The sequence below is a fragment of the Hymenobacter nivis genome (assembly GCF_006439025.1).
Taxonomy (GTDB): Bacteria; Bacteroidota; Bacteroidia; order Cytophagales; family Hymenobacteraceae; genus Hymenobacter; species Hymenobacter nivis_A.
The window spans coordinates 260,232-282,184 of sequence record NZ_RCYZ01000002.1 but is presented as its reverse complement, the minus strand read 5'-3'; the positions used below and the strand labels follow the sequence as shown (position 1 = coordinate 282,184).

Genomic DNA, 21,953 nt, shown 5'->3' with positions numbered 1-21,953 from the left:
GGGGCCCTATTGGGCCGCCACCAGCGCAATGCCCGCCTCAAAAGGGCGCGGGCGGTAGCCCAGTTCGCGCTGCGCCTTGCCGATGAGCAGGCCGGTGCGGGCCGGCCGCCGCGCCGGCTGCGAAAACGTACTGGCATCGACCCGCTCGATCAGGCTGGCATCGAGGCCGAAGTAATCGGCTACGCGCAGCGCCATGGCGTAGGGCGTCAGCAGCTCGTCGCCGCAGATGTTGTAGATGCCGGCTGCGCTGTGCCGGGCCAGCAGCCAGCAGCCTTCGGCCAGGTCTTCGGCCAGCGTGGGCGTGCGCCACTGGTCGTCTACCACCTTAATGGCCTTGCCGGCGCGCAGCGAGTCGCGCACCCACAGCACGATGTTGGTGCGGCCGCCGCCGCGCAGCACCCCGTACACGAGCACGGTGCGGGCAATGGCCCAGCGCAGGCCCGCCGTGCCCTGCACTGCTTGTTCGGCGGCCAGCTTGCTGGCACCGTAGTGGCTAATGGGTGCGGGTACGGCGTCTTCGGCCAGGGGCCCCGCGCTGCCGTCAAAAATAAAATCGGTGCTAAGGTGGGTGAGGTGGCTGCCCTGGGCGGCGCAGGCGGCGGCCAGGTGCGTTGTGGCCGCCACGTTTTGCTGCCAGCAAGCTTCCTGGTTCAGCTCGCACTCGTCCACGTTGGTCATGGCCGCGGTGTGGATGACGTGGGTGGGTTGCTCCTGGGCCAGCACGCGCTGCACTTGCGCGGCATCGGTCACGTCTAGGGCCACGAAGGGCACGCCGGGGTACCACTCGGCCAGGCGGTTGGGGCCCCGGCCGGTGGTCACCAGTGCCACGCCCGGCTCTGCGTGCAGCCGCGCCACCAGCTTTTGACCCAGCAGGCCGTTGGCTCCAGTTATCAGAATTTTCATTGTTTTCTCAATCAGCCGTAAAGCGCCCTTGTTTTGCCCCACCGCGAATGGCTTTTAGCCCCTTTAGAGGTATTGGTAGCCGTAGAGCTTGGTGATTTTCTTCTTCCGCAGGTGCTCCACTTTCATCGTCATGGGCACGCTGGTGAGGGGCCGGTCGCGGTTATCCTTGGGCACTTTGGCAATTTTATCCACCACGTCGAGGCCCTGAATGACCTGGCCAAACACCGTGTACTGGCCGTCGAGGCGGGGCGTACCGGCATGGTTTTCAACCAAGTAAAACTGCGAGCTGCTGCTGGGCGTGCCGGCCGGGCCACCCGTGCGGGCGGCGGCCAGGGCCCCGTACACGTGCGGGTGGCCGGGGCCTAGCTCGGCGGGCACGGTGGGGTCGCCGGGGCGGCCCTGGCCGTCGTTGGCGGGGTCGGCGTCCTTCGAGTTGGCGTCGCCGCCTTGGATCATGAAGCCGTCGATGACGCGGTGAAACGTGGTGCCGTTGTAGAAGCCTTTGCGGGCCTTTTGCAGGAAATTGGCCCGGTGCAGCGGCGTGTCCTGGAACAGCAGCAGCCGGATGGTACCCTCAGGCGTGGTGATGGTCACCACATCGTCTTTGCCGCCCTTGCGGGGGCCCTTGGCCAACGGCGCGGCGGCTTGCGCGGCCGGGGCCAGCAGCAGCAGCGCCACCAGCCACCGCCCGGCTTGAGAAAAGGAGAAAGTCATAAAGCAGTTAATTAGCTATTCAACGCCGCGCTGCCCGCAAAACCAGGCGCCCGGGGCCCTAGCCGCGGTGCTCGCGGATACTGGCCAGGATTTCGCGGCCACCGCGGCCCAGCACCGCATCGGCCACGGATGTACCCAGGCGGTGGGCATCGGCGGCGGGGGCGGTTTGCGTATCCTCCACGTATTCCTCGCCGCTCAGGCTGATGATGCCCGCGTGCAAGTGCAGGGCCCCCACGGCGTCGAGCGTGGCCAGCGCAAACGACGGAATGCTGCACCCGCCCTCCATTGTCTGCAAAAAGGCGCGCTCGGCCCGCAGGCAGGCGTGGGTGGCGGGGTGGTCGAGGGCGGCCTGAATTTGGATTTTCAGGTCCGCGTTCAGGCCCCGGGCGCACTCCACGGCGATGCTGCCTTGGCCGGTGGCGGGCACAAACCGGGTTTCGGGCAGCGTGTGGCGCACCAAGTGCTCGTAACCCATGCGGTGCACGCCAGCGTAGGCCAGCACCAGGCCGTCGTACTGGCCTTCCTCCAGCTTGCGCAGGCGGGTTTGGAGGTTGCCGCGGGCCTCGGCCGTGGTGGCCCCGGGGTAGAAGCGGCGCAGCTGGGCCTTGCGGCGGGTGCTGCTGGTGCCCAGCACAATGCCCGGCTGGTCGAGCGACAAATGCTCGTTAAAGCTCAGCACCACGTCGTTAACCTTTTCGCGCTCCAGAAATGCCAGCAGTTCCAGGTCGTCGGGGATGCTGCTTTGCACGTCCTTAGCCGAGTGCACGGCCAGGTGGGTTTCGCCGCGGCGCAGGCTTTCTTCCAGCTCTTCGGTGAAGACGCCCTTGGCCCCGATTTTGGCCAGCGAGCGGTCCAGCACTTGGTCGCCGATGGTGGTCATGGGCACAATTTCGGACGGCAGGCCGGCCTGGCTGAGCAAGTAGGCCACTCGCTCGGCCTGCCAAAGGGCCAGGCGGCTGCTGCGGGTGGCGAGGCGGATAGGGTTCATTTGGTCAGTTAACAATTAACAGTGAGCAGTCAACACCGCGGGGGCCCTAAATGGCACAGGGCTGGGGGCCCTAAGCCGCACGGAGCTGGCCGCCGAGACGCAACGAGCTGTCCACGAACACCATGCGCGGATTGGCGTTACGCTCAATGTGGTAGTGGGCGTCGGTCAGCTCCTTGGTTAACGCGTCGGCGTTGCGCGGGGTCACAAATTTGGCGAAACTGGCCACAAACTGTTGTTCCTCAGCCGGCAGGTGGGGCATCAGGCGCGGGTCGATGCCGAAGAGCAGCACTTTGCGCACAAGCACCAAGGCGTAGGCCAGCAGCTCCTTCTGGTTTTCGCGGCCCTGCTTCTGGAACGCCTCGCTCTGCTTCAAAATCTCCGCGCCCTTGGTGTTGTAGTTGAAGCACAGGCGCATCCAGTCGCGGAAAAACGCGAAGTAGTCGTGGTCCGCACTCTGATCCTTCGAGGCGATGGCGGCCCCCAGGCTGCCCTCGGCCAGCTGCGCCACCTGGCGGGCCTTGGCCTCGGGCACGTGGTAGTGCGCGTGCAGGTAATCGGTGATGTCGGCCTCGGCGAAGGGGCGCACGGCCACCGGCTGCACCCGGCTGAGGATGGTGGGCAGCAGCCGCTCGGGCGCGTGGCTCACGAGCAGGAACACGGTGGCGGGCGGTGGCTCCTCCAGCAGTTTCAGCACGGCGTTGGCTGTGGCGGGGTGCATCAACTCGGGCAGCCAGAGGATGACGATCTTGAAACGCGCTTCGAACGCTTTGAGGCTCACCAATTTCAGCAGCTGGCCGGCTTCCTCTTTCGAGATGCTGCCCTGCTTGTTTTCGGCCCCGATGTGCTGCATCCAGTCGTTGAAGCCCTGGTAGGGGTTGTCGAGCACGAAGCTGCGCCAATCGGCCATGAACTTGCTGCTCAGCGCATCCTTCGGCACGGCCTTGGTGGTGGTCACGGGCACGATGAAGTTGAGGTCGGGGTGCACCAGCTTGGCAATTTTGGTGCAGGCCGGGCAGTGGCCGCAGCTGTCGTCGGCGTCGGGGCCCCGCTCCTCGCAGTTCAGGTATTGGGCGTAGGCCAAGGCCAGAGCCAGCCCGGCGCCGCCCTCGCTGCTGCGAAACAGCTGCGCGTGCGCCACGTGCTCCCGCCGCACCGATTGGCGCAGCAACTGCTTCACGGCGAGCTGGTTGGGTATGTCGGTAAAGAGCAAATCTAAAAGGAGCTGAAATACATCATATTAACCGCGTTGAGCAGGCCCAACAGCATATACCATCCCACCACGATTACTATTACCGCTGCCAAACGCTCGCCAATACTTACAAAACGGCGAACGGGCCCACCACAGCGCTAATCCGCCGAGTAGCCAGTAAAAAGCAATTATCAGCTTTCCCACTGGCTGGATTTCTTTCATCCCAATGGCTAAAAGCGGTACAGTGGGTATGGCGAGCACGCCAACTCCGCCGAGCAGGTAAGCCAGCGCATCTGATTTGGGTTTCGCAGGATTCATCGGCAACGGCTTAAAGTTCTCCAAGCAAGTTAAGGTTCGGCGCCTACTCCTTTGCCTTTTCCCATACCCTATCCTCGGCCGTGGCCTTGAATACTACTTCCATAATCCCCTGTTCTACCGCGTCGTAGGGCAGGTGGCGGCGGCCCATCACGCGCTCGGCTACCTCGGCTACTTTGGGCAGGCGGAAAGTTTCGAAGCCCGACGGGCCGCCCCAGCTGAAGCTGGGAATGAACTGCCGCGGGAAACCGGCTCCGAAAATATTGGCCCCCACGCCCACCACCGTGCCGGTGTTGAACATGGTGTTGATGCCGCACTTGCTGTGGTCGCCCATCATCAGGCCGCAGAAGGTTTGGCCGGTGTTCACGAAGCGGTGGGCGGCGTGGCTCCACACCTTCACCGGGGCGTAGTTGTTCTTGAGGTTGCTGGTGTTGGTATCGGCCCCCAAGTTGCACCACTGGCCGATAACGGAGTTGCCCAAGTAACCCTCATGGCCCTTGTTGCTGTAGCCCATAATGATGCTGTTGGCTACCTCGCCGCCCACCTTGCAGTAGGGCCCCACGGTGTTGTCGCCGCGCATTTTGGCCCCGGCGTTGATGTGCGACTCTTCGCCCAGCGCCAGGGGCCCCTTGAGGATGGCGCCCTCGTGCACCTGCGAGTTTTTGCCCAGGTAAATCGGGCCGTTTTCGGCGTTGAGGATGGCGGCGCGAATCGTCACGCCCTCCTCGATAAAGATGTTTTCGGGGGCGTACACGATGGTGTGCACGTCGCCGACGGGCTGCGAGGTGCGGCCGTGGGTGAGCAGCGCATAGTCGCGCCGGATCTCGGTGCCGTTGCGCAAAAACAGGTGCCAGGGCCGCGAAATAACCGTCACGGGCTCGGCCACCTGGCGGGCGTCGGGCAGGCCGTCCTGCACCAGCTCGGCCACCAGGGTGGCGTCGGCCAGGTGGGCGGCCACCAGCACCTCGTCGCAATACAGGGCTTGGCCGGGGCGCAGGGCCTGCACCTGCTTGACGAGCAGATCGTCGGGGCACACGGCTCCGTTGATGACCAGCGCGGGGCCCTGCACGTCGCCGGCCGGGAACTTGGCCTGCAAGTACGGCTGGGTGAGGTAGCCCACCGCCGGGGCCCCCAGGCGGTGCTGCCACTTTTCGGCCAGCGTGAGGATGCCGCAGCGCAGCGCCGCCACCGGCCGCGTGAAGGTGAAGGGCAGCAGGTGCGGCCGGATAGCCGGGTCGTCGAATAATAGAACGTGCATTTTTTCTAAGTTATTAGCCAATAGCTAGTTGCTACCAGCTTTTTGTATAGCGGGGTAAATTGTATAGCGGGGCGAATTTACGGCAACACAACTGGGCCGGGGCCAAAAAAAAACTCCTCCCGGGGGGCCCGAAAGGAGTTTTTAAAAGCTAACAGCTGGCAGCTAAGGGCTAACAGCTGAAGAGGAAGCTATTCTTTGTTGGCGCTGCTCTGCTCTTTCTTGGCGTAGCGGCTGCGGAATTTCTCCACGCGGCCGGCCGTATCGATGAACATGTTCTTACCGGTGTAGAAGGGGTGCGAAGCGCTGCTTACTTCGATTTTCACCACCGGATACGTTTTGCCGTCTTCCATCGTAATGGTTTCGGTCGGCTTCATCGTGGAGCGGGTGATGAACTTGAAATCCGAAGAAGTGTCCTGGAACACAACTTCCTGGTACTCGGGATGCGTCTCTTTTTTCATGTAGGAAGCCGGTTTGACCGGGTGAACCCGGCCGATTTTGCGGAAGGGATTGCAAAAGTACGGCTTTGTGCCGACTTAGCCAACGCCAGCCCGCTTTTTTTTCGGATAACGGCCGCCAGTGCAACGCTTTGGGCTCCGGCGTGCTCTTACCAACAGCCGCAATACTGTACTTTTGAAGTAATTCATTGGATAAGCGCGGCAGTCCTTTCGCTCATCAAAGCCCGTTTGCATGAGGCAACCCTCTCTTTTTTCGTCGGTTCCAGTCCGCTTGGCGGGCCTAATTCTGCTGGGGACCCTGCCGGCGGTGGCCGCGGCCTGGCTGCTGCCCACGCGCCTCACCGCCACCCGTACCGGGCCCGACGTGCGCCTGGACTGGTCGGTGGCCGACGAAACGGGCGTGAACGGCTACGACCTGTACCGCCACACCACCGCCCACCCGCGCTTCGAGCTGGTGGCCCGGCGGCCGGCGGCCGGCCACCGCCACTACCGCTGCCTCGACGCGGGCGCCACGCACTTGGCCGGTGGCGAGCCCCTCACCTACCGCCTCGTTACGCGCCGGCCCGGCAGCGCCGCGGGGGGCCCCACGGCGGCTTTCGCGGCCGCAGCGCCCGGGGCCCTGGCGCGCTCCTGGCAGGTCATCAAGCAAACCTTCCGGCAATAGGCGCGGCGTTGCGGGCGCGTGCCCGACCTTTGCGGGCCCACCGCCGCTCATTTGCTTGCCCATGCGCCTCTGCTTCGCTTCCAATAATGCCCACAAGCTCGACGAAATCCGGCCCCTGCTGCCGCCCGGCTTCGAGCTGCTGAGCCTGGCCGACATCGGCTGCCACGAGGAGCTGCCCGAAACCCAGGACACCCTCAACGGCAACGCCCGCCAGAAGGCCGACTACGTGCGCCAGCACTACGGCGTGGCCTGCTTCGCCGACGATACCGGGCTGGAAGTGACGGCCCTGGACGGGGCCCCGGGCGTGTACTCGGCCCGCTACGCAGGGCCCCAGCGCGCGGCCACCGACAACGTGGCCAAGCTGCTGCGTGAGCTGGCCAGCGCCGCCGACCGCACGGCGCAGTTCCGCACGGTGGTGGCGCTGGCTCAGGCCGACGGCAGCACGCGCACCTTTGCCGGGGCCGTGGCGGGGCGCATTGCTGGGGCCCCCAGCGGCGCGGGCGGCTTTGGCTACGACCCCGTGTTTGTGCCCACCGAGGGCGACGGCCGCACGTTTGCCGAAATGAGCGGGGCCGAGAAAAACCAGATCAGCCACCGCGCCCGGGCCGTGGCGGCGCTGCTGGCCTACCTGGCCGCCCACTAGCGGCCGCCCGGCCGGGGCCCCGGCAATGCGCCCCCAACTGCCACTCCTCTAAAACTACCTTTGCGGCCTTATGCAGCAGCAGCCACCTTACCTCGTCGGCATCACCGGCGGCAGCGCCTCGGGCAAAACCACGTTTCTGAACCGCTTGCTTTCGGCGTTTCCCGAAGACCAGGTTTGCCTGGTTTCGCAGGACAACTACTACCACCCGCGCGACAAGCAGGTGATTGACGAACAGGGAGTGCACAACTTCGACCTGCCCGGGAGCATCGACTCGGCGGCCTACGCCGCCGACGTGCTGGCCCTGAGCCAGGGCCGGGAAGTGCGCCGGCAGGAGTACCTCTTCAACAACCCTACCGTCACGCCCAAGCAGCTCGTGTTCCGGCCCGCGCCCATTGTGGTGGTGGAGGGCATCTTCGTATTTCACTTCGCCGAAATTGCCAAGCTGCTCGACCTCAAGGTATTCATCGACGCCCAGGAGCACGTGAAGCTGCACCGCCGCATCATCCGCGACCGCGACGAGCGCGGCTACGACGTGGCCGACGTGCTCTACCGCTACACCCACCACGTGGCCCCCACCTACGAGAAATTCATTGCCCCCTACAAGCACGACGCCGACATGGTGATTCCCAACAACCACCACTTCGACAAGGGCCTGGAGGTGCTCGTGGGTTTCTTGCGCGGCAAAGCGACCGGCCAGTAACCACCGCTACTATAGTATGTACAGCAAAGCCGAAGCCACGCAGCTGCGGCAAGCCTTCTGGACGGCGCTGGGGCAGTACATGGCCCCGGTGCTGTCGGCCGAAGGAGTGCCCGCCAACTGGATAAATTACAAGACGGGCCTGAAAAACGTGTATTTCCGAATGCACGCCGACACCCAGCGCGCCACCATTGGCATTGAGCTGACGATGCCCGACGCGGGCATCCGGGCCCTGTTCTTCGAGCAGTTTGAGGAGCTGAAAACCCTGCTGCACGAAACCCTGGGCGAAACCTGGGCCTGGGAGCCCGCTGCCCTCGACGCCAACGGCCAGCCCCTGGCCCGCATCTACGCCGAGCTGGCCCCCGCCAACCTGTTTAGCCGCGACGACTGGCCGGCACTGATTTCGTTCTTTAAGCCCCGCCTCATCGCCCTGGACGCCTTTTGGAGCGACGCCCAGTACGCCTTCGAGGCCCTGAAATAGGGCCCCGGCGGGCAGGCGCGGGCATTGCGGCTAAAGTCCTATCTTTGTAGTCCCCGTTTACATCCATGCAGGTTTTACTTTCCCGCTTCTGGTCTTCGCTCCGCTTCGCCTGGCTCGCCGCCACGGTGCTGCTGGTGCTGGGCCTGAACCAGCGGGCCGTGAGCGTGCTGCGCCTGCCCGGGGGTCCCGGCGACACCCGCCTCGCTGCCCCGGCCAAGGCCACGGTAGTCAAGCAAAAAGTATTGTTGGAAGCCACGGCCGCCCTGGCCCACTTTGTGGCCCCGGCGGCCGTGGCGTGGTTGCCCACCGCGGCGGGCAGCGTGTGGCTGCCCCGGCTGCGGCGCGCCCTGGCGGCACCGCGGCCCTGCGCCGGCGTGCGGGCCGGCGAGGTATTCCGGGCCCGGCTGCTGGCCGTGGCGCTGGCGCCGCAGGCCCCTTAGCCGCCAGGGGCCACCCGCTTTTTTGGAAAATCGGCTGTCTGGCTTACCGGTAGAATAGTAGCAATCAATTCATTGCTTTTCTCATCATGGTGCTGTCACGTTTGCTACGCATTAGCTGGGTGGTATGCCTGCTGGCCAGCCCGGTAGGGGCAGGGCTGGCGCAAACGGCCCCACCCACCGATGCGGCGCTGCTGGCCGGACACCACACAGTGGCCGTTCTGCCGTTTGAGGCCACCGTGCAGCTGATGAACATGCACGATTTGATCTACGGCACGGGCCCCTTCGCCGCCGTACTGGCCCAGCAGCAGCAAGCAGCGGCCCCGCCCCTGGATTCGGCGCAGCAGCAAGAACAGCTGCGGGTAGCCTACGAGATGCAGTGGCTGACGCTGCAACAGCTGCAAGACCGGCGGCCCAAGCACGGCTACCGCGTGGAATGGCAGCCGGTGGAGGAAACCAACCGCCGCCTACTCGCCGCCGGCATCGCCTACGAAGCGCTGGCGCAGCAGCCGCTGAGCCGCTTGCAGCAAGTGCTGGGGGTGGATGCGCTGCTAACCGGGCAGGTGACGCTCTACCAGCCCATTCCCAAAAGCATGGGCCTGGCGCTCCGGGCCCTCGGCAACGAGCCCCTGCTGTACGGCCCCAGCACCGTGCCGCCCAGCCAGTCAGCCGTTACCCTCGCCCTCTACGATTGCGCTAACAACCGCCAGGTCTGGCAGTTCGATTTTAGCCGCACGGGGGCCAATGCCCTCCCGCCGATGCGCCTGGCCCCGCGCCTGGTGAAGGCGGCACTGCCCTCGCTGCCTTATTGCCAATCCAAAAAAGAATAGCCCGCTCGCTCCTTCCGCCCAGCCGGCTACTACGCTTACCCGCTGGCTTTTTCTAAGGCCAAATTTCATTGCTCATTATTTCATTGCCAACTACTTAACATGCGTAACAAAGGACTCATTACTACCCTCACCATCATCATTGCGGTGATATGCGGGTACCACCTGTTCCTGACCTACATCTCGAACGGGGTGCAGGACAAGGCCGTGGCCTACGCCACCACCGGCGGCAAGCTCAACGAGCTGAAGCGCCAGCACTACCTCGATTCGGTGTGGCGCGCGCCCGTATTTGGGCCCCTCACCTACCGCCAAGTGCGCGAAAGCCAGCTCGGCGAAGGCCTCGACCTGAAGGGCGGCATGCACGTGACGCTGGAAGTATCGCCGGTGGAAATTGTGCGCGCCATGAGCGGCAACTCGAAGGACCCCGCCTTCAACACCGCCCTGGCCCAGGCCCAGGAGGCGCAGAAGGTGAACTCCAGCACGCCGTTCACCACCCTGTTTGGGCAGGACTACCAGCGCCTGGCCCCCAGCAAGCCGCTGGCCACCATCTTCGCCAACACCACCAACAAGAGCCGCGGCATTGACATCAACTCGTCGAACGAGAAGGTGATTGCCGCCATCAACAAGGAAGTGGAAGAAGCCATCGACCGCTCCTTCAACATCCTGCGCACCCGCGTCGATAAGTTCGGCGTGAACCAGCCCAGCATTCAGCGCGTGAAGGGCACCGGCCGCCTCCAGATTGAGCTGCCCGGCGTGGATAACCCCGACCGCGTGCGCAAGCTACTGCAAGGCCAGGCCAAGCTGGAGTTCTGGGAAGTGTGGGCCCAGCAGGAAGTGGGCCCCTACCTGGTGCAGCTCGACCAGGCCCTGGCCGCCCAGGAGAAAGCCACCGCCAAAACCCCGGCTGCCGCTGGGGCCCCCGCTGCCACCGCCGCTGGCGACACCACTTCGCTGGCCGCCCAGCTGGCCAAGAAAAACCCCGCCGCTGCTAGCGCGGGCGCCGACTCGGCCGCCGCTGCGCAGAAAGTAGGGCCCCTGGCCCGCCTGCTCACCATGCCCGGCCGCCTGGGCGTGGCCCTGCGCGACACCGCCCGCATGAACGTGCTGCTGCACAGCGCCGAAGCCAAAGCCATTCTGCCCCCCAACCTGGCCCTGCTCTGGAGCGTGAAGCCCACCGTGGTGGACCGCCAGGAGTACCTGGAGCTGAACCCCATCAAGAAAACCCGTGACGGCCAGGCTCCCGTGGCCGGCGAAGTGGTGGCCGACGCCCGCCAGGACTACGACCAGAGCGGCCACCCCGAGGTGAGCATGAGCATGAACCCGAGCGGCGCCAAGAAGTGGCAGCGCATGACGGCCGCCAACATCGGCCGCCAGGTGGGCATCGTGCTCGACGACTACGTGTACTCGGACCCCGTGGTGCAGGGCGAAATCGCCGGCGGCAACACCAGCATCTCGGGCAACTTCTCCATCGAAGAGGCCCAGGACTTGGCCAACGTGCTGAAGGCCGGCAAGCTGCCCGCCCCCACCCGCATCGTGGAAGAAGCCGTGGTGGGCCCCTCGCTCGGCAAAGAAGCCATCAACCAGGGCCTATACTCGTCGCTGGCCGGCTTGCTGATCATCATGGCCTTCATGGCCGCCTACTACGGCCGCGCCGGCCTGGTGGCCGACGCCGCCCTGCTCTTCAACATGTTCCTGATCTTGGGCGTGCTGGCCGCGTTCCAGACGGCCCTCACCCTGCCCGGCATCGCGGGCCTGATCCTGGTTATCGCCTCGTCGGTGGACGCCAACGTGCTCATATTTGAGCGTATCCGCGAAGAGCTGGACCACGGCCACAACCTCAACGACGCCATTAACGCCGGCTACTCGCGCGCCTTTTCGGCCATCTTCGACTCGAACGTGACCACGATGCTCATCGCCGTGATTCTGGGCTTCTTCGGTACCGGCCCGGTGCAGAACTTCGCCATCACCCTCGGCATCGGCGTACTCACCTCGTTCCTGTCGGCCGTGTTTGTGTCGCGCCTCATCATCGAGGCCCTGGTGAAGGGCAAGGAGGTTAGCAAAATCACCTTCTCGACCTTCCTCTCGCGCAACCTGTTCAAGAATGTGAACTTCGACATCGTGGGCAAGCGCAAAATTGCCTACGCCGTTTCCACGGTCATCATCGTCGTCGGCTTCGCGCTCATGTACGTGCAAGGGGGCCCCAACCTGGGCGTGGACTTCACCGGCGGCCGCGCCTACGTCATCGACTTCAACAAGAACATGGTGGCCTCTGACGTGGCCGACGTGCTGCGCCCCGAGTTCAAGGGCGCCGGCATCGAGGTGAAGCAGTACGGCGCCGACAGCCGCCTGCGCGTGACCACCAGCTACCTCGCCACTGACGAGAGCCAGACGGCCGACAAAACCGTGCTCACCACCCTCAACCAGGGCCTGAGCAAGTTTAGCGCCGATGCCCCGGTAATCAAGTCTACCTCCAAAGTGGGCGCCACCATCGCCGACGACATCAAGCGCACCTCGGTGCTGAGCCTGGGCCTGACGCTGCTGGGCATCTTCGTGTACGTGCTCTTCCGCTTCGAAAAGTGGCAGTACTCAATGGCCGCCGTTATAGCACTATTCCACGATGCATTGTTGGTAATCGCATCTTACCCGATTGCTCGCCTATTCGGGCTGAACTACGAGATGGACCAGATCTTCGTGGCGGCCGTGCTCTCCATCATCGGCTTTTCGATGAACGACACGGTGGTGATTTACGACCGGGTGCGCGAGTACCTGCGCGAGAACCCCAAGCTCACCTTCGCCCAGGTGGTGAACCCGGCCCTGAACTCGACCTTCTCGCGGACGATGATTACGTTCACGACCGTTTTCCTGGTGGTACTGGTACTGTATATCTTTGGTGGTGAGACGCTTCGCTCGTTCTCCTTTGCCATGATGATCGGCATTATCTTCGGCACGTACTCGTCGCTGTTCATCGCCACACCCATCATTCTTGATACCTACGGGAAGAAAGAAGAGCGTGACCGCCTCGCCGCGGGCGAAGATGTGGTCGACCTCACCGGCGGCACACCCAAGCTGAGCCGCAGCACGGTGAGCTAGGGCCCCGGGGGCGGGTTTCCGTCGGGGCCCGTCCCTCCCCTTTTGCATTCGTAGAGAGCCCGGCCCCATTGGCCGGGCTTTTTTGTGCGTTCAACTTATTGTAATAAATCGGGGCAGCTTCCTATTATACCTTGCGCTCTGTAGCGCGGTCCTATTATATCACCGCCGCTTATTCTATCGATTGCTATCCTCTTTCCTACCCTCTATGCGCAAGCTTCTATTCCTATTCCCGGCCCGGGCCGCGGTAGTGGCCGCGGCGGCCCTGCTGGCCCTGGCCACGGGGTGCACCTACTCGCACGCCCCCGAGCCCACCCCGTGCGTCGACGCCGCGCCCGCTACCTACGCGGCCGTGATTTCGCCCATTTTCGAGGCCCACTGCCGCGAGTGCCACGGCGCTACGGTGTACCAGGCGCTGGGCGGCGGCAACGACTACAGCAGCTACGCGGGCATCAAGCAGCAGTCGGCCAGCCTCATCCTGGGCTGCATCCGCCACGACCCGGGCTTCACCCAGATGCCCAAGGGCAAGGACCAGCTCTCGGCCTGCGACATCGCCCGCATCCAGGCATGGATCGATGCCGGCCAGCCCAACAACTAGCCCGGCGCTTCCTCCCCCACCCATTTCCCGCCCGCGAAAGACCGCCCCGCCGCCCCGGCGCCGGCCCTTCGTTTTATGCCACCGCCCATGAAAAGACTGCTATTCTTAGCGTTCAGCTTGCTGTTGCTGGCGGTGCCGGGGCCCGGCTGGGCCCAAGGCAAGTTCATGACCAAAGCGGGCCGGGTTAGCTTCTTCTCCACTAGCATCATCGAAGACATCGAAGCCCGCAATACGGCAGCGGCGGCGGTGCTCGACGTGGCCACCGGCCAGCTGGCGCTCGTGGTGCCCATCAAGGAGTTCGTGTTCAAGCGCACACTCATGCAGGAGCACTTCAACGAGAACTACATGGAGTCGGATAAATTTCCGCGGGCCACGTTCACAGGGCACTTTACGGGGGCCCCCGCCAGCACGCTGGCCGTGGCCGGCTCGCACCAGGTGCAGGTGGAGGGCGACCTGACCCTGCACGGCGTGACGCACCACCTCGAAACGGCCGGCATGCTGGAGCTTAAGGGCGGCCAGCTGATGGTGTTCGCCTTTTTCAGCGTGGCCCCGGCCGACTACAACATCGAGGTACCGCGGCTGGTGCGCGAGAACATCGCCAAAACCGTGAGCATCCGCGTGTCGCTGACCTGCGACGCGGCCCCCGGCACCAGCACGCCAGTATCGCGCGCCACCCCCGATAACTAACTATCCTTCAATACGCTATCCTTATCCCTTTCGATGAAATCACTTCGCTACGCACTAGCTTCCTTCCTGGGCCTGGCGGCCCTGCTCGCCGGGGCCCCGGCCGCCCACGCCCAGGACGACCTGCTCGGCCAGCTTGAAAAAAGCGCCGACCCGCCCAAGCGCGAGGTGGTAGCCGCCACCTTCAAAGCCACCCACATCATCAACTCGCAGTCGGTGGAGAACCCGGGCAAGGGCACGATGGCCTTCCTCATCCAGCACCGCTTCGGCACGCTCAACTCGGGGGCTTACAACTTTTTCGGCCTCGACCAGGCCGTGCTGCGCCTGAGCTTCGAGTACGGCCTCACCAACCGCCTGGCGGTGGGCGTGGGCCGCAGCTCGCAGGAAAAAACCCTGGACGGCTTCCTGAAGTACCGCGCCATTCGCCAAACCACGGGGCCCCAGCCCGTGCCGGTGTCCGTCACGCTGTTTGCCTCGTCGGCCGTCACTACGCTTCGCTTCAGCACCCCAGCCGACCGCAACATGGCCTCGCGCGTGACCTACGCCTACCAGGCGCTCATTGCCCGCAAGTTCAGCCCCAACCTGTCGGTGCAGCTCATGCCCACGCTCATCCACCGCAACTACGTGGCCACCGCCGCCGCCCAAAACGACGTGTACGCCCTGGGGGGGGCCCTGCGCCAGAAAATCACCAAGCGCACCGCCCTCACTGCCGATTACTATTACTTATTTCCGGGCAACACGGCCACTAATTTCCGCAACGCGCTGGGCGTGGGCGTGGACCTGGAAACCGGCGGCCACATCTTCCAGTTGCACGTCACGAACTCGCTGGGCATGACGGAGAAGTTCTTCGTGCCCGAAACCACCGGCAACTTCTTCGCCGGCGACCTATATTTTGGCTTCACCGTGGCCCGCAACTTCACCATCCGGCCCCACTAGGGCCCTAGTTAAAAGTTAAAAAGCCCGCCTGGATTACCAGGCGGGCTTTTTAACTTTTAACGCTTAACTGACTTTCTTACACCAGAATGCCTTCGGCAACGACGCTTTGCACTTCGGGCACCATGCGCTTGAGCAGGTTTTCGATGCCCGACTTGAGCGTGACGGTGGCCGAGGGGCAACCCGAGCACGAGCCTTGCAGGTTCACGGTCACCACGCCTTCGTGGTAGCTTTTGAAGGTGATGTTGCCGCCGTCCTGCTCCACGGCGGGGCGCACGTAGTTGTCGAGCAGGTCGATGATTTTCTGGGCCGTCTGGCCTTCCTGGGCGGTGGGGTCGCCGGCAGTGGCGGCCTGGGCGGCCTTTTGCTCGGCGGCGGGGTCCACGGTGAACAGGGGGCCCCCAGCCTCCACGTAGCCTTTCAGGAACTGGCGCAGTTCGGGGATGAGCTGCGTCCAGGCCAAATCGGGGTGGGTTTTGGTGACGGTGACGAAGTTTTGGGCGATGAACACGCGGCCCACGTAGTCGAACCCGAACAGCTCCTGGGCCACGGGCGAGTTGGCGGCGGCCTCCAGCGTTGGGTAGTCCACGCTCACGCCGTCGGCGAGGAGCTGCTGGTTGAGGACGAATTTCATGCTCTCCGGGTTCGGCGAGGCTTCGGCGTAGATGGATACGGCGGACATGGCGATGATAATTGACTGTGCGAGAGAAGGGCCCCAAGGGCGGCACTACAACAGCGCCGGGGCGGTAGAGGTTGCAAAGATACTAGCGCAGCGCGGCTGCCTTCACGAAGTTAGCTGTAACCAAGCTTATTACAGCTAACTTCTTTTAAGCTTGCGCCAGCGGGGGCCCCAAAGCCGGGCGGTGAGCATTCGCTGCGGCTGGGGCCGTGCCGGTTAGCGGTCCTTTTACAGCTGGTTGCTGCGGGCGCGCAGCAGCAGGTCGGCCAGCACGAGGTGCGTCATGGCCTCCACGATGGGCACGGCGCGGGGCAGCACGCAGGGGTCGTGGCGGCCGCGGCCGGCCAGCGTTACGGCCTCACCGGCCTGGTTGACGGTGGGCTGCGACTGGAGAATGGTGGCCACGGGCTTGAACGCCACCCGGAAGTACACGTCCTGGCCGTTGGAAATGCCGCCCTGGCTGCCGCCGCTACGGTTGGTGCGGGTGGCAATGCGGCCAGCCTCGTCGGTGTAAAACTCGTCGTTGTGCTGCGAGCCGGCCAGCTTCGTGCCTTCAAAGCCCGAGCCGAACTCGAAGCCCTTCACGGCGTTGATGCTGAGCAGGGCGTGGCCCAGCACGGCGGGCAGCTTGTCGAACACCGGCTCGCCGAGGCCCGGGGGCACGCCGGTGGCCACGCCCGTTATCACGCCGCCCACGGTGTCGTGCGCGTCGCGCGCGGCCCGGATGCGGTCTTCCATACGGGCAGCGGTGGCGGGGTCAGGGCAGCGCACGAGGTTGGTGTCAATCAGGCTCAAGTCCAATTCTTCGTAGCCCACAGGCACTTCAATTTCGCCCACGGCCGACACATAGGCCTGCACCCGCACCCCAAAGTGCGCCAGCAGCTGGGCGGCCACGGCCCCGGCGGCCACGCGGGCGGCGGTTTCGCGGGCCGAGCTGCGGCCCCCGCCGCGGTGGTCGCGGCGGCCGTACTTGGCGTCGTAGGTGTAGTCGGCGTGGCTGGGGCGGTAGGCCCCGGCAATGTGCGAATAATCGTCGGAGCGCTGGTCGGCGTTGGGGATGAACAAGCTGATGGGCGTGCCGGTGGTCATTCCTTCAAATAGACCCGACTGGATTTGCACGCGGTCGGCCTCATTGCGGGGCGTGGTCAGCTCGCTCTGGCCGGGGCGGCGGCGGTCCAGCGCGGCTTGGATATGGGCCGCCTCCACAGCCAGGCCGGCCGGGCAGCCGTCAATAATTACCCCGATGCCGGTGCCGTGCGACTCGCCAAAGGTGGTGATGCGGAAAAGGGTGCCGAAGGTGTTGGACATGGGCAAACAAAGCGAAGAAGAAACAAACGAAGGGCAACGAGCCGGCAAGTTCGCGGGAAATTCGCGGGGAATTCATCAGTTGGCCCGCCGCCGGGCCTGCCACCAGCCGGCGGTGGCCAGGCCCAGCAGCCCCACCAGCAGGGCCCCGGCGTAGCGCCGCGCTTGGCGATAGGCATCGAGCGGCTGCCACACGGCGTCGGCCCGGGCAATGGCGGGGCCGTAAAACGGGTCGCTGGGGGCCGCATCGGCCGCCACTGGGGGCCCCGCCGGGGCCGACGCGCCAGCCCGGATCTGAAGGCGCAGGGCCGAGCGCAGCGTGTCGTAGCGCCCCGTGGTGGGGTCAAACACCGCCAGCTGGAAGAGGCTGTCGAGCGGCAGGGGGCCCGGCCGCTGGGCCACCAGGCGGTAGCGAAACAGCTTGCGCCCGCCCCCGCCGGGCAGAGCCTCATCGCGCACCTCGGGGCCGTACACGGCCAGCCCGGGCCGCGGGGCCAGCACCGGCGGCGGCAGGGCCCCCAGGTTGCCGCGCCCCTCCACCCCAAACGTGTAGCCAAACGCCTGCCCCGCCGCAAACTCGGTGCGGCTGATGGATTCGCGCAGCTGGTAGTGGCCCACGGCGGCCGGGGGGCCCCCGCCGCGCCGCGCTGGCAGCGGGCGCACGGCCACCACCAAGGCCGGGGCCAGGTAGGTTTTGTATTGGGCCAGGCGGCCATCCACGCCGGGCTCGGGCTTTTTCAGAAGCCGGAACTTGGTCATCGTTAGGGCCAGGGGCGGGAAGCGCAGGGGCTGGGCCGTGAGCGGGTAGTAGGTGGTTTCGGCCAGCCGGAAGCGCAGCAGCAGCTCGCCGCCGCGGCGCACGGTGTCGGGCAGCACGCGCTGCTCGGCGGCGGGCACCTCCCAGGCTGTGGTTTGGCGCAGCTGCCCAATCAGGCGCGGTAGCTGGTCGTCGAAATCGTGAAAGGCCAGCACCGCCTGGTCGGCGGGCCGCAGGTAGAACGAGAGGGCCACCCGCACGCCCTCACCCACGAAAACCTGCCGGCGGTCGGCCTCCAGGGCCAGGGCTCCGCGGTCGGGCACGTCGAAATACAGGGCCGGCTTAGGCTTGCCAAACAGCTGGTCGAGGGCCCCCACGCCTTGCAGGGGCGCGGCATCGGCCGCCGGGGCCTTGGCTGGGGGCACCGCCACCACGGCCGGGCCCACGTGCACGGTGGTGCCGCCGCCGCGCACCCGCACCCCGTTCACCGTCAGCTGGAAGGGCTTGATGGCGTAGTCGCCCTCGCCATAGGGAGCGTAGCGCTGCGTGAGCGTCAGTTCGGTGAAGCGCTGGCCGGCCACCAGCTGGGTGGTAGTAGTACTGGTTTTACCAGCTTTCTTGAAGCCTTCTAGGTCGGGGAAATCGGAATATTCGGCCAGCGCCTCGCCCCTTAACCTGAACGCTAAAGTATAGATACCCGTAACGGGCACACTGGCCGGGCCGGGCACCAGCGCCACGCGGGGCCCCTCGGGCTGGGCCCAGCACAAAATATCGGCCGACACCAAAAAAATAATAAATAAAAATTGGAGTGCAATCGTTTTCAATCTTTTCGTAATCTGTACGGTAAAGGGCCCCTAAGTTGGCCTAAATCATTGATTAAGCTGTTTATAGCATAAAACTAATCGTATAGGATTAAATCAAGAATAAAATAATTTATGTAAAAACACAATCCTTGCGCCAAGCCGGACCGTATCTAGCCCACGAACGCCTCGGGCGCATGGTGCTCTAGCACTTTACTTTGCCAGAGAAACATGCCACGCCGAAGTGCCGGGCAATGAAAATTCCTTTACCTATTTTTTACCATTTTTCTTTTTCACCATGTCCCAACACTCCCAAGTAGGCGGCAAAGACGAGCTTATCACCGTCCAGCCTCTGTACACGCCTATCAAACGGCGTTCGTTCTTTATGTATGCCGGCGCTACCGCCGGTGCTACTGCATTAGTATTAGCCGGTTGCTCGAAAGACGACACAAATAACAACACGCCCACTACCGGCACTGTGAGCCTTGGCTCGGGCGACGTAGGTGTGCTCAACTACGCTTACGCACTGGAGCAACTGGAAGCTGCTTTCTACGCGCAAGTAGTTAAAACCCCGGCTTCCGACTTCCAGTCGACCGAATTGGCTTACTTCACGCAGGTTGCAGCGCACGAAGCCATTCACCGCGATTTCTTTAAGGCTGCAATTAACCGCGATGCGCCCGGCAAAGCAATCCCCGGCCTGACTCCGAACTTCTCCAGCATTAACTTCTCGTCGCGCGCCTCAGTATTAGGTACCGCGAAGGCATTTGAGGATCTGGGGGTAGCCGCTTATAACGGTGCCGGCAAATTGATCAAGACTGCCGCTTACTTGGTCATTGCTGGCCAGATTGTTTCGGTTGAAGCCCGTCACGCTGCTTACGTTCGTGATTTGCTCGATTCCACTGGCAAATCGTTTGCTGGCGACGACCAAGTAGACCCTACGACTGGCCTCGACAAAGCTATGGCGCCGACTGACGTGATTGCCGTCGCCCAGACCTATGTAATGGAAAAGTTGGACGCTAGCAACGTCGGCAAATAATTTCCTCTTCCTCATTTGTAATCAATTTTTGTTATGGATCTCTTCAAAATAATTGACCAGCTCGCGGAGGTAGATGCCGACGTTCTCGGTCGCTTCGACTCGCGCCGCGCTATTTTCGGTTCGCTGGGCACCGCAGCTAAGCGTTCGGCCTTGGCTGCTACGCCGCTGTTCCTGGGCGCGCTGTTCCAAAAGGCTTACGCCGGCACCACTGGCACCACGGCTACGGCCGTGGAAGTGCTCCAGTATGCACTGGCACTGGAGCTGTTCGAGCAAGACTTCTACAAAAAAGTACAGGCTTCTGCCCTATACACTGCTGCTTCGTCTACTGACAAGGCGGCCATTGACCAAATTAAAAAGCACGAGGATTCGCACGTTACGCTGTTGCAAGGCGCAATCAGAGGCATGAGCGCTACCCCCGTATCGGGCGTTACCTTCAGGTCGACGGTTTTTGCATCCCTCGTCACCTTTAAGACTGGCACCGCTGCCACCTCGCAGCTTGGCATTGCCCAGCTTCTGGAAGACACCGGCGTTCGGGCTTACAAAGGCCGCGCTGGCGAACTGCTCGGTACCGATTTGCTGACCGTTGCTCTGCAAATCCACTCGGTGGAAGCCCGCCACGCAGCAAAAATCCGCGTAATGCGCGGCCAGCTTGCTTGGGTGAACCCCGCCGACGACCTGGCATCCCATCCAGTTTATACCAGCGGTGTTACTACAGGCTCTAACCCTGGCCAGTTTGGCTTGGTGGTTCCTGCTTACACTACGGCTAGCCCAACCGAGAATAACACGACGCAGTCGGCCGTACCCATCACCACTGGCTTGGGCACTACCTACACGGCTTCGGATGCAGCCGCAGCTTTTGACGAGTACCTGCAAGTTGCCGAAGTACTCGACAACTCGCGTGCTGGTAGCCTGATCGGCGCTTAGTCAAAGACACTAGGCCTGCTTGCCACAGGAAAGACAAAAAAAGCCGGTTCCGCAATATGCGGAGCCGGCTTTTTTTTGTCTTTCACAGGCTGAATACGTTGCGCAAGCCGTTTGTTCATCTTGATAGTTTTTGCACTATTCCCAACTGTCAGGAACCCAATTGCATCTACAAAATTTGGGGATTCGGCGGTTATAAACGTAGCCCTGGTCGGTTTCCTTGCGTAATAGGGCACCGCAGTCGTTGGGTGCCGCGTTCCTACCCGGGCGTTGGTGCTTGCGCTGGTGTAACTTGTGTACGCAGCCGGCGGCCCTACCCTTCTATCCCCATCCCACCCATTGCCATGCTCGAATATGCCAAAATCATCTTGCTAAAGGTTAGTTTTAGCAGACTGCTGTTTGAGAAAGAACTGCGCAAAGCGCTCAAAACCGTGCTGCCCGCTGACTTGGCGCAGTTCCGCTCGTGGTGCTATGCCGAATTTTCGCGCCTCTACCGCCGCGTGCTCAAGCGCGTATTCCGGGCCCACGCTGGCCTGGGGCCCGCCCTCAGCGCCGCCTAGGGCCCCCAACGGGTACTACGCCTCGGGCGATACGAATTGGATATTGCGGGTAAGGCCAGCGTAACCCGTGCGCTTCACCGCCGACTGCCGGAACAGTTCCGTGAATAGCTCGTGGGTAATTTCGCGCCAGTCGCTGGCCGACAGGTTTTTCAGTTCCGGGTGCGCCTGGAAATGTGGTTCTTGGTGCGGTTTGGCAAAGCGGTTCCAAGGGCACACGTCCTGGCAGATGTCGCAGCCAAACACCCAGTTGCCAAACTTGCCCGCTACTTCGGTCGGAATCTGGTCCTTGAGCTCGATGGTAAAGTAGCTGATGCACTTGCTGCCGTCTACCACGTAGGGCTCGGTGATGGCCTGCGTGGGGCAGGCGTCGAGGCATTTGGTGCACGTGCCGCAGTAATCGCGGATGGCACCGTCGTAGTCCAGATCCACGTCCACGATCAGTTCGGCGATGAAGTAGAACGAGCCGCTGCCGGGCGTGATGAGGTTGGAGTTTTTGCCCACCCAGCCAAGGCCGCTCTTCTTGGCCCAGGCCTTGTCCAGCACCGGGGCCGAATCGACGAAGCACCGCCCGCCGATTTCGCCAATTTCGGCCTGCATATCAGCCAGCAGCTTTTTCAGCTTGTCCTTAATGACGAAGTGGTAGTCGCGGCCGTAGGCGTACTTACTGATTTTCAGTGTATCGTCAGGCTGCTGTTCCTCCTTGGGCGGGTAATAATTAAGCAGCAGCGAGATTACCGACCGGGCCCCGTCCACCAGCAAGCGCGGGTCGAGGCGTTTGTCGAAATGGTTTTCCATGTAGCCCATGCGGCCGTTCATGCTGCGCTTGAGCCAGTTTTCGAGCCGCGGCGCTTCCTCTTCCAGAAACTCCGCTTTGGAAATACCGCACGCCATGAAGCCCAGCTCGGCAGCGCGGCGTTTGATGAAAGGCGTCCATTCGGCGCGAAGAAGCATGTGATGGCAGGAAATGAACCCCAAAGAAACGAAGAACGCGCCGCTGAGGGCGGCGCGTTCCGTGCATCGTA

Annotated in this window: 24 protein-coding genes; 13 read left to right on the top strand and 11 right to left on the bottom strand. The window is 63.4% G+C overall.

Going from position 1 to position 21,953, the window contains the following annotated elements:
* Positions 1-6 precede the first annotated feature (6 nt).
* From EAH73_RS05730 to EAH73_RS05700, 7 genes are all read right to left on the bottom strand, one after another.
* Positions 7-903 carry an SDR family oxidoreductase gene (locus EAH73_RS05730; protein WP_140465532.1) on the bottom strand — a complete coding sequence of 299 codons (897 nt, stop codon included), beginning with the start codon at positions 901-903 and terminating at the stop codon, positions 7-9.
* Positions 904-966: 63 nt separating this feature from the next.
* Positions 967-1,617: a peptidylprolyl isomerase gene (locus EAH73_RS05725; protein WP_140465531.1), complete on the bottom strand. Its 651-nt coding sequence runs from the start codon at positions 1,615-1,617 to the stop codon at positions 967-969.
* Positions 1,618-1,675: 58 nt separating this feature from the next.
* The gene (gene hemC, locus EAH73_RS05720; RefSeq protein ID WP_140465530.1) at positions 1,676-2,605 is read right to left on the bottom strand and encodes a hydroxymethylbilane synthase; all 930 of its coding nucleotides are present in this window, start codon (positions 2,603-2,605) and stop codon (positions 1,676-1,678) included.
* Between the two features lie 70 nt (positions 2,606-2,675).
* On the bottom strand, positions 2,676-3,815 hold the full coding sequence (locus tag EAH73_RS05715; RefSeq protein WP_140465529.1) for an ATP-binding protein: 1,140 nt from the start codon (positions 3,813-3,815) through the stop codon (positions 2,676-2,678).
* A gap of 27 nt (positions 3,816-3,842) precedes the next feature.
* Complete coding sequence (locus EAH73_RS05710) at positions 3,843-4,112, bottom strand: hypothetical protein (protein WP_140465528.1); 270 nt, start codon at positions 4,110-4,112, stop codon at positions 3,843-3,845.
* Between the two features lie 43 nt (positions 4,113-4,155).
* A complete protein-coding gene (locus EAH73_RS05705) occupies positions 4,156-5,367 on the bottom strand; it encodes a GlmU family protein (protein ID WP_140465527.1) in 1,212 nt (403 codons plus the stop codon).
* A gap of 188 nt (positions 5,368-5,555) precedes the next feature.
* Positions 5,556-5,825 (bottom strand): type B 50S ribosomal protein L31, encoded by a 270-nt coding sequence (locus tag EAH73_RS05700; protein ID WP_068235991.1) that lies wholly within the window; start codon positions 5,823-5,825, stop codon positions 5,556-5,558.
* 229 nt (positions 5,826-6,054) lie between these two features.
* Between EAH73_RS05700 and EAH73_RS05695 the strand changes: the two genes are divergently transcribed.
* The 10 genes from EAH73_RS05695 to EAH73_RS05650 all read left to right on the top strand — a co-directional run bounded on the left by EAH73_RS05695 (position 6,055) and on the right by EAH73_RS05650 (position 14,876).
* The gene (locus tag EAH73_RS05695; RefSeq protein ID WP_140465526.1) at positions 6,055-6,486 is read left to right on the top strand and encodes a hypothetical protein; all 432 of its coding nucleotides are present in this window, start codon (positions 6,055-6,057) and stop codon (positions 6,484-6,486) included.
* A gap of 61 nt (positions 6,487-6,547) precedes the next feature.
* Positions 6,548-7,129 carry an RdgB/HAM1 family non-canonical purine NTP pyrophosphatase gene (gene rdgB / locus EAH73_RS05690; protein WP_140465525.1) on the top strand — a complete coding sequence of 194 codons (582 nt, stop codon included), beginning with the start codon at positions 6,548-6,550 and terminating at the stop codon, positions 7,127-7,129.
* A gap of 70 nt (positions 7,130-7,199) precedes the next feature.
* The gene (locus EAH73_RS05685) at positions 7,200-7,829 is read left to right on the top strand and encodes a uridine kinase (protein WP_140465524.1); all 630 of its coding nucleotides are present in this window, start codon (positions 7,200-7,202) and stop codon (positions 7,827-7,829) included.
* Between the two features lie 16 nt (positions 7,830-7,845).
* Positions 7,846-8,307, top strand: coding sequence for a DUF4268 domain-containing protein (locus EAH73_RS05680; RefSeq protein ID WP_140465523.1), 462 nt, complete (start codon positions 7,846-7,848; stop codon positions 8,305-8,307).
* A 65-nt stretch (positions 8,308-8,372) separates the two neighbouring features.
* Positions 8,373-8,747 (top strand): hypothetical protein, encoded by a 375-nt coding sequence (locus EAH73_RS05675; protein WP_140465522.1) that lies wholly within the window; start codon positions 8,373-8,375, stop codon positions 8,745-8,747.
* Between the two features lie 86 nt (positions 8,748-8,833).
* Positions 8,834-9,574, top strand: coding sequence for a hypothetical protein (locus EAH73_RS05670; protein ID WP_140465521.1), 741 nt, complete (start codon positions 8,834-8,836; stop codon positions 9,572-9,574).
* Positions 9,575-9,673: 99 nt separating this feature from the next.
* Positions 9,674-12,661 carry a protein translocase subunit SecDF gene (gene secDF, locus EAH73_RS05665; protein WP_140465520.1) on the top strand — a complete coding sequence of 996 codons (2,988 nt, stop codon included), beginning with the start codon at positions 9,674-9,676 and terminating at the stop codon, positions 12,659-12,661.
* A 205-nt stretch (positions 12,662-12,866) separates the two neighbouring features.
* Positions 12,867-13,256 carry a c-type cytochrome gene (locus tag EAH73_RS05660; RefSeq protein WP_140465519.1) on the top strand — a complete coding sequence of 130 codons (390 nt, stop codon included), beginning with the start codon at positions 12,867-12,869 and terminating at the stop codon, positions 13,254-13,256.
* Positions 13,257-13,343: 87 nt separating this feature from the next.
* Entirely contained in the window at positions 13,344-13,943 is a 600-nt protein-coding gene (locus EAH73_RS05655; RefSeq protein ID WP_140465518.1) for a YceI family protein, read from the top strand.
* A 33-nt stretch (positions 13,944-13,976) separates the two neighbouring features.
* On the top strand, positions 13,977-14,876 hold the full coding sequence (locus EAH73_RS05650) for a DUF5777 family beta-barrel protein (RefSeq protein ID WP_240047156.1): 900 nt from the start codon (positions 13,977-13,979) through the stop codon (positions 14,874-14,876).
* A 76-nt stretch (positions 14,877-14,952) separates the two neighbouring features.
* Here EAH73_RS05650 and EAH73_RS05645 read toward each other — a convergent pair whose 3' ends face one another.
* From EAH73_RS05645 to EAH73_RS05635, 3 genes are all read right to left on the bottom strand, one after another.
* A complete protein-coding gene (locus tag EAH73_RS05645) occupies positions 14,953-15,555 on the bottom strand; it encodes a NifU family protein (RefSeq protein ID WP_068236008.1) in 603 nt (200 codons plus the stop codon).
* Between the two features lie 225 nt (positions 15,556-15,780).
* Positions 15,781-16,860: a chorismate synthase gene (gene aroC / locus EAH73_RS05640; RefSeq protein ID WP_140465517.1), complete on the bottom strand. Its 1,080-nt coding sequence runs from the start codon at positions 16,858-16,860 to the stop codon at positions 15,781-15,783.
* 75 nt (positions 16,861-16,935) lie between these two features.
* The gene (locus EAH73_RS05635) at positions 16,936-18,396 is read right to left on the bottom strand and encodes a BatD family protein (RefSeq protein WP_161599456.1); all 1,461 of its coding nucleotides are present in this window, start codon (positions 18,394-18,396) and stop codon (positions 16,936-16,938) included.
* A 316-nt stretch (positions 18,397-18,712) separates the two neighbouring features.
* Here EAH73_RS05635 and EAH73_RS05630 point away from each other — a divergent pair, with 316 nt between their 5' ends.
* From EAH73_RS05630 to EAH73_RS05620, 3 genes are all read left to right on the top strand, one after another.
* Positions 18,713-19,450, top strand: coding sequence for a ferritin-like domain-containing protein (locus EAH73_RS05630; protein ID WP_140465515.1), 738 nt, complete (start codon positions 18,713-18,715; stop codon positions 19,448-19,450).
* A 33-nt stretch (positions 19,451-19,483) separates the two neighbouring features.
* The gene (locus tag EAH73_RS05625) at positions 19,484-20,374 is read left to right on the top strand and encodes a ferritin-like domain-containing protein (protein ID WP_140465514.1); all 891 of its coding nucleotides are present in this window, start codon (positions 19,484-19,486) and stop codon (positions 20,372-20,374) included.
* A 341-nt stretch (positions 20,375-20,715) separates the two neighbouring features.
* On the top strand, positions 20,716-20,931 hold the full coding sequence (locus EAH73_RS05620) for a hypothetical protein (protein WP_140465513.1): 216 nt from the start codon (positions 20,716-20,718) through the stop codon (positions 20,929-20,931).
* A 15-nt stretch (positions 20,932-20,946) separates the two neighbouring features.
* Here EAH73_RS05620 and queG read toward each other — a convergent pair whose 3' ends face one another.
* Positions 20,947-21,882, bottom strand: coding sequence for a tRNA epoxyqueuosine(34) reductase QueG (gene queG / locus EAH73_RS05615; RefSeq protein ID WP_140465512.1), 936 nt, complete (start codon positions 21,880-21,882; stop codon positions 20,947-20,949).
* Positions 21,883-21,953: the final 71 nt, after the last annotated feature.

Excerpts from the sequence above, each read along its gene's own strand:
- secDF (WP_140465520.1), top strand. The coding sequence starts at position 9,674 with ATGCGTAACAAAGGACTCATTACTACCCTCACCATCATCATTGCGGTG.
- queG (WP_140465512.1), bottom strand. The coding sequence starts at position 21,882 with ATGCTTCTTCGCGCCGAATGGACGCCTTTCATCAAACGCCGCGCTGCC.
- hemC (WP_140465530.1), bottom strand. The coding sequence starts at position 2,605 with ATGAACCCTATCCGCCTCGCCACCCGCAGCAGCCGCCTGGCCCTTTGG.
- EAH73_RS05630 (WP_140465515.1), top strand. The coding sequence starts at position 18,713 with ATGTCCCAACACTCCCAAGTAGGCGGCAAAGACGAGCTTATCACCGTC.
- EAH73_RS05650 (WP_240047156.1), top strand. The coding sequence starts at position 13,977 with ATGAAATCACTTCGCTACGCACTAGCTTCCTTCCTGGGCCTGGCGGCC.
- EAH73_RS05695 (WP_140465526.1), top strand. The coding sequence starts at position 6,055 with ATGAGGCAACCCTCTCTTTTTTCGTCGGTTCCAGTCCGCTTGGCGGGC.
- EAH73_RS05685 (WP_140465524.1), top strand. The coding sequence starts at position 7,200 with ATGCAGCAGCAGCCACCTTACCTCGTCGGCATCACCGGCGGCAGCGCC.
- EAH73_RS05725 (WP_140465531.1), bottom strand. The coding sequence starts at position 1,617 with ATGACTTTCTCCTTTTCTCAAGCCGGGCGGTGGCTGGTGGCGCTGCTG.
- EAH73_RS05680 (WP_140465523.1), top strand. The coding sequence starts at position 7,846 with ATGTACAGCAAAGCCGAAGCCACGCAGCTGCGGCAAGCCTTCTGGACG.
- rdgB (WP_140465525.1), top strand. The coding sequence starts at position 6,548 with ATGCGCCTCTGCTTCGCTTCCAATAATGCCCACAAGCTCGACGAAATC.
- EAH73_RS05655 (WP_140465518.1), top strand. The coding sequence starts at position 13,344 with ATGAAAAGACTGCTATTCTTAGCGTTCAGCTTGCTGTTGCTGGCGGTG.
- EAH73_RS05660 (WP_140465519.1), top strand. The coding sequence starts at position 12,867 with ATGCGCAAGCTTCTATTCCTATTCCCGGCCCGGGCCGCGGTAGTGGCC.
- EAH73_RS05710 (WP_140465528.1), bottom strand. The coding sequence starts at position 4,112 with ATGAATCCTGCGAAACCCAAATCAGATGCGCTGGCTTACCTGCTCGGC.
- EAH73_RS05670 (WP_140465521.1), top strand. The coding sequence starts at position 8,834 with ATGGTGCTGTCACGTTTGCTACGCATTAGCTGGGTGGTATGCCTGCTG.
- EAH73_RS05645 (WP_068236008.1), bottom strand. The coding sequence starts at position 15,555 with ATGTCCGCCGTATCCATCTACGCCGAAGCCTCGCCGAACCCGGAGAGC.
- EAH73_RS05625 (WP_140465514.1), top strand. The coding sequence starts at position 19,484 with ATGGATCTCTTCAAAATAATTGACCAGCTCGCGGAGGTAGATGCCGAC.
- EAH73_RS05700 (WP_068235991.1), bottom strand. The coding sequence starts at position 5,825 with ATGAAAAAAGAGACGCATCCCGAGTACCAGGAAGTTGTGTTCCAGGAC.
- EAH73_RS05675 (WP_140465522.1), top strand. The coding sequence starts at position 8,373 with ATGCAGGTTTTACTTTCCCGCTTCTGGTCTTCGCTCCGCTTCGCCTGG.
- aroC (WP_140465517.1), bottom strand. The coding sequence starts at position 16,860 with ATGTCCAACACCTTCGGCACCCTTTTCCGCATCACCACCTTTGGCGAG.
- EAH73_RS05705 (WP_140465527.1), bottom strand. The coding sequence starts at position 5,367 with ATGCACGTTCTATTATTCGACGACCCGGCTATCCGGCCGCACCTGCTG.
- EAH73_RS05620 (WP_140465513.1), top strand. The coding sequence starts at position 20,716 with ATGCTCGAATATGCCAAAATCATCTTGCTAAAGGTTAGTTTTAGCAGA.
- EAH73_RS05730 (WP_140465532.1), bottom strand. The coding sequence starts at position 903 with ATGAAAATTCTGATAACTGGAGCCAACGGCCTGCTGGGTCAAAAGCTG.